Source organism: Arthrobacter sp. UYEF21 (assembly GCF_040546085.1).
Lineage (GTDB): Bacteria > Actinomycetota > Actinomycetes > Actinomycetales > Micrococcaceae > Arthrobacter.
The window spans coordinates 133507-142491 of record NZ_JBEPNF010000011.1; the positions used below are offsets into that span (position 1 = coordinate 133507).

Annotated in this window: 9 protein-coding genes; 4 read left to right on the forward strand and 5 right to left on the reverse strand. The window is 65.8% G+C overall.

The genetic code is table 11. The features are described from left to right. Positions 1-366: 366 nt before the first annotated feature. On the forward strand, positions 367-1041 hold the full coding sequence (locus ABIB27_RS12830; RefSeq protein ID WP_354217768.1) for a hypothetical protein: 675 nt from the start codon (positions 367-369) through the stop codon (positions 1039-1041). Then, positions 1038-1298, forward strand: coding sequence for a DUF8691 family protein (locus ABIB27_RS12835; RefSeq protein ID WP_354217767.1), 261 nt, complete (start codon positions 1038-1040; stop codon positions 1296-1298). Before ABIB27_RS12830 ends, ABIB27_RS12835 begins: the two co-directional genes overlap by 4 nt. 90 nt (positions 1299-1388) lie before the next feature. Here ABIB27_RS12835 and ABIB27_RS12840 read toward each other — a convergent pair whose 3' ends face one another. Beyond that, positions 1389-1658 (reverse strand): hypothetical protein, encoded by a 270-nt coding sequence (locus tag ABIB27_RS12840; RefSeq protein WP_354253965.1) that lies wholly within the window; start codon positions 1656-1658, stop codon positions 1389-1391. 115 nt (positions 1659-1773) lie between these two features. Here ABIB27_RS12840 and ABIB27_RS12845 point away from each other — a divergent pair, with 115 nt between their 5' ends. Continuing rightward, complete coding sequence (locus ABIB27_RS12845) at positions 1774-2937, forward strand: acetate kinase (protein ID WP_354217765.1); 1164 nt, start codon at positions 1774-1776, stop codon at positions 2935-2937. Between the two features lie 48 nt (positions 2938-2985). On the opposite strand, the gene ABIB27_RS12850 is transcribed toward ABIB27_RS12845, so the two are convergent. The 4 genes from ABIB27_RS12850 to ABIB27_RS12865 all read right to left on the reverse strand — a co-directional run bounded on the left by ABIB27_RS12850 (position 2986) and on the right by ABIB27_RS12865 (position 7873). Beyond that, complete coding sequence (locus tag ABIB27_RS12850) at positions 2986-4185, reverse strand: NAD(P)/FAD-dependent oxidoreductase (RefSeq protein ID WP_354217764.1); 1200 nt, start codon at positions 4183-4185, stop codon at positions 2986-2988. A gap of 3 nt (positions 4186-4188) precedes the next feature. After that, on the reverse strand, positions 4189-4395 hold the full coding sequence (locus ABIB27_RS12855; protein ID WP_354217763.1) for a hypervirulence associated TUDOR domain-containing protein: 207 nt from the start codon (positions 4393-4395) through the stop codon (positions 4189-4191). A gap of 223 nt (positions 4396-4618) precedes the next feature. After that, positions 4619-5506, reverse strand: coding sequence for a hypothetical protein (locus ABIB27_RS12860; protein WP_354253967.1), 888 nt, complete (start codon positions 5504-5506; stop codon positions 4619-4621). A gap of 108 nt (positions 5507-5614) precedes the next feature. After that, positions 5615-7873 (reverse strand): S9 family peptidase, encoded by a 2259-nt coding sequence (locus tag ABIB27_RS12865; protein ID WP_354253969.1) that lies wholly within the window; start codon positions 7871-7873, stop codon positions 5615-5617. Between the two features lie 604 nt (positions 7874-8477). Between ABIB27_RS12865 and ABIB27_RS12870 the strand changes: the two genes are divergently transcribed. After that, the gene (locus tag ABIB27_RS12870; protein ID WP_354217760.1) at positions 8478-8891 is read left to right on the forward strand and encodes a hypothetical protein; all 414 of its coding nucleotides are present in this window, start codon (positions 8478-8480) and stop codon (positions 8889-8891) included. Positions 8892-8985 lie beyond the last annotated feature (94 nt).

The following is an 8985-nucleotide window of genomic DNA, read 5'->3' on the forward strand; positions in this document are numbered from 1 at the left end:
AACGACCGAGGCGGTCGCCACGGCGTTCCGCGGGCACGCTGACCCTCGGGCCGACCAGGCTTCCCGGCTCTCCGATCCACAGCCTACGTCCGGTCAGTCCGCAGTGGAAGAGTCACCAGCACAGGCCCGTCATGCCTGTGCGTTGAGCAATCACCGTAACGAGACGATGCTCCTCCTCATTGGATGGATCGCTGGAAAGCTCAAACGACTCCAGAGGGACATAATCCCGTAGCACGCCGCAGTCGCACCGCCCAGGTTTCACCCTGTCAGTCACATCATGGGGTGACGCCCGCTCACCCCTCCGGTCCCTACCTTGGAGTTAACCGGCAGCGCACCGCCGCCGCAGCAAACCCAGGGAGCCACACCATGTCCGTCACCACCACCCAACTCACCCGCTGGGCCGGCTTGTCCGCAGCCGCCGCAGGCCTGCTGTTCATCGGCGTCCAGATCAATCACCCACACCTGGACGCCGGGTTCGCCACCACCACCGAGTACACGGTCCGCCAAAGCCTGAAGATCCTGATGGCCGGGCTGGCGCTCCTCGGCATCACCGGCATGTACCTGCGCCAGGTGACGCAGGCCGGAGTGCTAGGTTTGGTTGGCTACCTCCTGTTCGGCGCCGGCTACGTGATCATGACCAGCGTCGAAGTCATCGGGACGGTTGTCTTTCCCACCCTCGCCCGCAGCAACCCCGGCTACGTCAACGACGTCTTTGCCCTGATTCTGGGGGAGCCGGTGCACGGCGACATCGGCCTGATGCCGGTCCTCAACCTGGCCTCCGCCGTCACGTTCCTGGGCGGCGGACTCGTCTTCGGCGTCGCACTGTTCCGCGCGAAGGTGGTGGCACGCTGGGCAGCGGCGCTGCTTGCCACCGGGTCCGTGGCGACGCTCGCCATCCCGCTGCTGCCGCAGCTCAACGAAAGGCTGTTCGCCATTCCCACCGGCGTCGCCCTGATCGGGCTGGGTTACTCGCTCTGGAGCGGGCTGCGCACCACGGCGGCGCGGAGCAGTGCGACGGCGGCCCGGGTGAAGACGCGGTGAGTGCGTCCCCGAAACAACAGGTGCCCGCCGAGTACGAGATTCGTATCGGCGGGCACCTCGACCAGCACTGGTCTGCCTGGTTCGATGACCTCACGGTGACCCACGAGGCCGACGGCACCACAAAGCTCTGCGGGCGCATCGCGGACCAGGCGGCGCTCTACGGGGTGCTCGCGAAGGTCCGCGACCTGGGGATAGTCCTCATCGCCGTGGAGGCCGTGGACCCGGCCACTGCAGTGCGCCCGGCGGCCGTTTCCTAACGGACGCACAACTGCAACCCTGGGTCACTTAACGCCCTCTCCGGAGCCCGGATTGGGCATTGAGTGAGCCGGCGTTGCTTTTTGGTGCGGTTAGCTGTTCTCGGGCTTGGCGACGCTGTCCGGGTCCTCCTGCTTGGCCGGCTCATCGGACAGGCCTTCCGGCGTGAGGTCCAGGTTCTGCGGATCCTCGGGCTGTTCCGCGGCCTCGCCCGTTTCCCCGGCTTTGGGCTTTCCGGTGTCGTCCAGGGCCGGGTTGGCGCCCGCGACGCCGGTGGGGTCCTGCGTTCCGCCGGTGTTTGCCGAATCCGGCGTGTCGGTGTCCGGGTTGGTGTTATCGGGCTGAGTGGTGTCGTTCGGCATGGAAGTCCCTCTCTGCGTGGTGCAACGTGTCTGCCGACTCTATGCAGGCTTCGGCCGCCGACGCAACGAGTACATATAGTGGCAGTAACCACGCCACAGAGGCTCAGGAGGCCCCATGCTTGTACTCGTCATCAATTCCGGCTCATCTTCGCTCAAGTACCAGGTCCGCGACGTCGCGGCCGGCAGGGTGCTCACCGAGGGGCTGATCGAGAAGATCGGTATGGGCAACGGCGGCGATGGCGACGGCGAAATTGACGGTCCCCGGGACCATGCGGAGGCGCTGGAGCAGGTGGACGCGGCCATCCACGCCGAGCTCGGCGACCTGGAGCTGGGCGCCGTCGGCCACCGGGTAGTGCACGGCGGGGAGCGGTTCGCCGAACCCGTCCTGATCGACAACGAGATCACCCGCGCCATCGAGCGCCTCAACCCGTTGGCGCCACTGCACAACCCCGCCAACGTCCTGGGCATCCGCGCCATCACCAAAAAGTGGCCGGACCTGCCGCAGGTTGCCGTGTTCGACACCGCCTTCCACCGCAGCCTGCCCGAGCACGCCTGGCGGTACGCCGTCCCGGACTCGCTCTACACTGAGCACGGAATCCGCCGCTACGGCTTCCACGGCACCTCCCACGAATACGTCACGCACCGCGCCGCAGCGCTGCTGGATGTGCCGGTGGAAGAGTTCGACGGCGTCATCGCGCACCTGGGTAACGGCGCCTCCGTCACGGCCATCCAGGGCGGAAAATCCGTGGACACGTCCATGGGCTTCACCCCGCTCGAGGGCCTGGTGATGGGTACCCGCTCGGGCGACCTGGACCCTTCCATCCTCGTGTTCCTGGGCCGGGCCAGCTGGACCCCGGAGGACATCGACACCATGCTCAACCGCGAATCCGGGCTGAAGGGCCTCGCCGGTAACAACGACATGCGGTCCGTGGTGGAAGCCTCCGAGGCCGGTGATGCCAAAGCGTCCATGGCGCTCGCGGTCACGTCCTACCGGCTGGCCAAGTACATCGGCGGCTACCACGTGGCCGTCGGCGGCGCGAAGGCTTTGGTGTTTACCGCGGGCATCGGCGAGAACTCACACCAGTTCAGGGCCCTGGTGGCGGACAAACTGGGTGCGCTGGGCATAGAGCTCGACGGCGGCCTGAACGGCCAGCGTTCCAAGGAACCGAGGGTGATTTCCACACCGGAGTCCGCCATTCCCGTTTTGGTGGTGCCCACCGACGAAGAGCAGGCCATCGCGGAGGCGACTGCCGCCGTCGTCCGCCCATCGACCGCCTAATTCACACGCTCCCTCACTTGATGCGCTTTTTTCCCCAACGCTCTCTCACTAGGCCCGGCCTTTGAGGATCAGGTTCCAGTAAACCTGCGGGAAAACGTCGCGGTCCACCACCCAGGACGCACGGCTCTCTTTCCACGTGGGGACCTTGGGGATAGTGGGCATGGGCCGGTAGGCGGCGTCGAACTCGGCAAACACGACGGTTGAGCGGGAAACGGTGAACGGGCACACCGCGTAGCCGTTGTACTTCTCCTTCAGCGGTGCACCTTTCCGGGCAGCCACGAGGTTCTTCGCCAATACTTTGCTCTGCTTGCGCAGCGCGCCGCCGCACTTTGAGTTGGTGGTTGCGGCGGCGTCGCCCAGGGACCAGACGTTCGGGTAGCGGAGGTGCCGGAGGGTTTCCGGGTCCACCTCCACGAACCCGCCTTCATCGCCGGCGGCCGGCAGATCCGTAGCCTTGAGCCAGTCCGGTGCCGACTGCGGCGGCACAGCGTTCAGGACGTCGTAGCGGAGTTCCTCGGTGGTCCCGGCTGCGGTGTCGCGGATCAGCACGGTCTGGCCGGCGGGATCAACGGCTGTCACGTCGCTGTTGAGGCGCAGCTCGATGCCGTACTCCGCGATTTTCCGGTTGAGCTCATCGTCCACCCCGGGCACGCCGTAGACGGTGGGATAGGGCTGGACCATGAGCACCCGGATGTCAGCGAGGACCCCGAGTTCCTTCCAGTAGTCGCAGGCCAGGTACATGGGTTTCTGGGCGGCCCCGGCGCATTTGGCCGGTCCGGATGGCATGGTGAACACCGCGGTGCCGGCCTTGAGGCTGCTGAGCAGGGTCCAGGCTTTGGGGGCCAGTCCGAACTCGTAGTGCGATGCTCCGAACGGGGAATGGACCGCGGCGGCGAGCCCCGGAATCTTGTCCCAGTCCAGCTGCAGGCCCGGGCAGACCACCACGTGGCCGTAGGTGATCTGCTCGCCGGAGTCCAGCGTGACCGTGTTGGCTGCGGCATTGATAACCAAGGCTCCGTCCCGGATCCACTCCACACCCCGGGGAGTGACGGAGGCCTGCGACCGGATGGCTTCCGCAGCCTTGGCCTTGCCGCCGGCGATGTGGGAAAAGAGCGGCTGGTACAGGTGGTGGTCCTTGGGCTCCACCACCGCAATATCCTTGACGCCGTACCGGTGCAGGCGTGCCGCCAGGGAAATGCCTGCATTGCCGCCGCCGATGATGAGGACGTCGTGATGCTGCCCGGCCACGGCTTACTTCGTCTCGGTCAGTGCGGACGCCTTGTGTGCTGCTCGGGCACCGGTCTTGGCGGACTCCACCACGTACTGGGGTTCATCCTCGCTGGCCCGGTGTTGGTTCCCGTCCAGTTCGAAGTCGCTGGTCTTCTTCTCCACAATCTTGCCGCGGGTGGGTCCCTGGGGCGTGTTCCATTCCACGGCGGTTCCCTTGCTCAGCGGCATTTCTGCTCCTTAGCTGGTGGCGGCGACTCCCATGCCCAGCGCCACAATGATAAGCATGATTAGTTTTTTTGGGTAGTACGCATTCACAGCTATGGGCGGCCGGTCCAAGCCGGCGCTGTTGAGCCCTGCATCCTTGACGCGTTACCACAGGCCAGCGCCTTGGAACGGGTCCGTGGCACCGCGGGTGCCTCCACGCTGGGAGCGGACGACGGCGGCGGGCGCCTTAGGCAGGCAGCGTCGGTTCTGCGGTGGCGGGGGCAGCGGTTTCAGTGGACGTGGCGATGCCGTCGTCCGGGTCACCCGGGTCACCCGGGTCACCCGGGTCACCAGGGTCGGCCTGGACGATCGCGATGATCTGCCCCTTGTACGCCTCGAGCCGGGACTGGATCTCGGACAAGGGGACGTCCGGAAGGTCCTCGCCGTATTCGTCGATTTCGCACCACAGTGCCGACAGCTGCGCCCATCCGTCGTCGCTCAACGGGTCGTTTAGGGTCAGAACCAGCTGGTTGGCCAGCGCATAGGTGAGGCATTCGACGCAGTCATAGTTCACGGCCGCGGATAGGTTCTCCGGAGCAATGACATCGGTTTGTCCCTCTAGCAGCACCACCTGAAATCCCACGGCCACCGCCGTGCAGCCCGTGCAGTTGGCGAAGGCGTACGCTTCATTCCTCGTTTCCATCGGCTCGCCATCCTCGGCCCGGACCAGTGCGAACTCCATGCTGTAGGTCACTGAACCGTCGGCGGTGGTCACCGCCAGGGCCTGGTTGCCGTCATCTTCCGGGGAATCCGGCGGGTCGAAAGGGAATACCCAGTGCGATTCCGGACTCTGCCAGCCGGCAGGTGCAATTCGCATGGCGGGCTCATGTGGGTTGGCGGCGGGAACCAGCACCATGCTGGGTTGGTACTCCTGGACCGGAAGGTACGTTCCGCCGTCCGGCCACGATGCCCACGTGAGGCTGGCCAGAAGGGCCGCAATGGCGGGGAGGGCAACGGCACATTGCCGCGCCCTACCGGTGGCGTCGGTAAACAATGCCGGCCAGATCAAGTGCAGGCCCGTGCCCGTGGCTCCGGTTGTGGCACCGCCCTCGCTGCGCTGGGAAATCATGCTCACGTCACCTCAAGTTCCGACGCGGTTTGATCTGCCCCCCAGCGGACAGCACTACATCAGACCATAGTAAGCATGGCTAGCTTTTTTGGGTACTGCCTGCCGGGCACAGTGTTACCGCAGGCCGGCCCCCGGAAGCAGTTCCGTGGCGCCGAGGGAATCGGCGATGAACGCGTAGTCCCACGCCCGCTCGCGCCACTGGACATACCGGCCGGACGCGCCGCCATGGCCGCCGTCCATTTCGATCTTCATCACGATCGGCTCCGACCCCGTCGTCGCGGACCGCAGGGCCTGCACCCATTTGGCGGGCTCCACGTAGAGGACACGCGTGTCGTTGAAGGATGTCACAGCGGCGATCTTCGGGTACGCCACAGAATGAACGTTTTCATAGGGCGAATAGGACTTCATGTACTGGTACACGCCCGGGTCCGTGATGGGGTTGCCCCACTCTTCCCATTCCAGGGCGGACAGTGGAAGCTCCGGATCCAGGATGGTGGTGAGGGCATCCACAAACGGCACCTGCGCCACCACGGCGGCGTACTTTTCCGGCGCCAGGTTGGCGATGGCGCCCATCAGCAGCCCGCCTGCGGAGCCGCCCAGCGCGGCGATTCGCGATGGCGAGACCCAGCCGGAGCCCGCCAGCCAGTCGGTGGCGTCCACAAAATCGGTAAAGGTGTTCTTCTTGGTGAGCTTTTTGCCGTCCTCGTACCAGTGCCGGCCCAGTTCGCCGCCGCCGCGGATGTGCGCAATCACAAACACCACGCCGCGGTCCAGCAGGGACAGCCGCGAGATGCCAAATCCGGGGTCCATGCTCATCTCGTAGGAGCCATACCCGTAGACCAGGCCCGCCGCCGTCGAATTCTGCTTTACGCTCCGGTGGCGCAGCACGGACAGCGGGATCCGCGTGCCGTCCGTAGCGTTGGCCCATTCGCGCGTGGCCACGTAGTCACTCGCGGAGTAGCCGCCCAGGACCGGGCTTTCCTTGCGGAGCAGCAGTTCACCGGCGGGCTGCGCCGGGGTGGGCAGGACAAAGTCGTACACGCGCGACGGCGTGAAGTAGGAGGTGTAGCCCAGCCGGATGACCGGCGCCTCATAGTCCGAACCGCCGACGCCGGCCGTGTACAGCTCCTCGTCGAACGCGGGCTCCACCGGGGCTTCCTGCGCGGGCGTCCCCAGACCGGAAAGTCCCATCACCTGCACGCGCTCGATGGTGTCCTTGCGGACAGAGACGATCAGGTGTGTGGCGGTGACGCCGGCACCGTTGACGCGGACGTCGTGGGAATGTTCGACGACGGTGCTCCAGTGCTGCGCGGCCAGCGGCTTGGCGAGCTCGGCCGGGTCAATGAGGGAGACCATGGAGTTCACGGCGTTCCGGTTGTGCGTGATGAGGATCCGCTCGGACTTTTCGCCGTCAGGGCCTTCGAGCAGGAACGGCTCGGCCTCGTAGAGCACGCGTTCGTCGCGGGAAATCACGGTGGTGAGCGCCGCCGTCGGGTCATCAAAGCGCAGCAGGCGGGTCTCGCTGTACTCGGAGCAGCCGATGCCCAGCACGAGGTGACGCCTGTCCGAGGAGAGCTCAAAGCCCAGCCACATGGCGACGTCGTCCTCCTGGTAAATCACCTCATCGTCGGTAACGGGCGTGCCCAGGATGTGGGATTTGACCTGGTAGGGGCGCCACGAATCGTCCACCACGGTGTAGAAGATGCGGGTGCCGTCGGGGGAGAAACTAACGCCGTAGAAGATGTTCTCGATGACGTCAGGCAGCAGCTCGCCGGTGCGCAGGTCCTTGATGCGGAGCGTGAAGCGTTCGTCGCCCGCGTTGTCCACAGCGTAGGCGTAGAGGTTCCCGTCCACCGTGACGGCCGAGCCGCCCACAGAGAAGAACGGCTTGCCCTCGGCTTCGACGTTGCCGTCCAGCAGCACTTCCTCGCCGGGGATCTCGACGCCGGCCTGCACCGCCGGCGGAGTCCAGTCAGTCACCGGGTTGCGGGTGTCCTGCGCGCGGACGCGGCATTGGATGCCGTACTCCTTACCCTCGACCGACCGGCTGAAGTACCACCAGCCGTCCTTCCGGTTCGGGACAGATAAGTCTGTCTCCTGCGTGCGGCCCTTGATTTCCTGGAAGATTGCCTCGCGGAGTGGCTCCTGGTGCGCGGTGACCGCCTCCTGGTAGGCGTTCTCGGCCTTCAGGTGCTCCACGACCTCGGGGGAGTCCTTCTCGCGCAGCCATTCGTAGTTGTCCACGAAGGTGTCGCCGTGGTGGGTCCGCTCGTGCCTGACCTGCTTGGCGACCGGCGGCCGGACAGCGCCCGCGGTGGCGGCGTCGGAATCGGGGGAGGAACTGGCGGAATCCTGCAGCGGAGTCTGGGTCATTCCTTCAATATATAGACCCCTGCCGACAAAGGGCCCGCCCGTTCGCTACCGGGGTAGCCCCGCCCCGCCCTGCGTCGGGAAAGTTACCGGCGGGGAACCCTTGAACCGTCGTCGGCACAGTGCTAGAACGGCAGTACCGGGAGGATCCGGACGCGTTGTTTTTTCATCTGCCTTCTTAGGGCGGTTAGCCGTTTGGGCACGCCACAGCGCCAGTCAGCGTATCGGCAGTTTGCGGGTGACCCGCCCGGTAAAGATGGCCCCCGGCACCGCCGGGGGCCATCCCAATGCCGCCGGGTGTTAGCCCTTCCAGCGTGGTGGGCCCCGCTCCCCGTACCGCCTGCCTCAACCCGCTGTTTCCAAGACCGATCACCCCGTCGCCGAGTGCCGCCTGCCGGGTGCAGAAGCATCGATAGCGGCGTACCCACTTGTGGCTTCGCCTAACGGCCGACGGCGGCAGCGTAGTCCCGGACGGCCGTCACCGCATGCGTTATCGCCGGTCAGTGCGGCTTTCCACAGTGTGCGGCGCGGGATCCCCGGGGAATCTTGACAGGGCGTCATCGTAGCGCGGTAATTGAAAGCACACTTAGCAAAATTGGGGTCGAAAATGAGAAACCTGATACCGAAAGGCACCCTCCGCCAGATGCTCCTGCCGCCCACGTTCGGGCTTCATATGACCAGGGCCGCAGACTTCACGGTGCTGTCCGTGGAAGTCTGGAGCACCTGCCTGGTGGTCAATATCCACGTGGAGTCCGCGGCCGGCAGGACAGTTCCCGAAATTGCCGTCGAAGATCATTGGGGCACTGTCTACACACTGCGGGACACCGCCAGCGTGGGTTCGCGGAACCTTCAGGTGTTCACGCCGTCCGTGCCGCCCGGCACGAGGAGCCTGACCATCCGGTCCACCGACGCCGCCGAAGCCCGCCTGGTGGTGACTTTCGCGGTCCCGGTCATGCGCGGCGCCGAAGACGTGGACCAGGCCTCGGCGTACCAGCCGCACCGCCTGCGCCGCCCCGCCTAAGCCTTGATCCACCGATCCGGGGTTGGTCTTGATGGATTTCGGTGTCGGCCGCGGATTCTGGTTTCGGGCGTGGCAGATCACCGGCCTCGCTGCC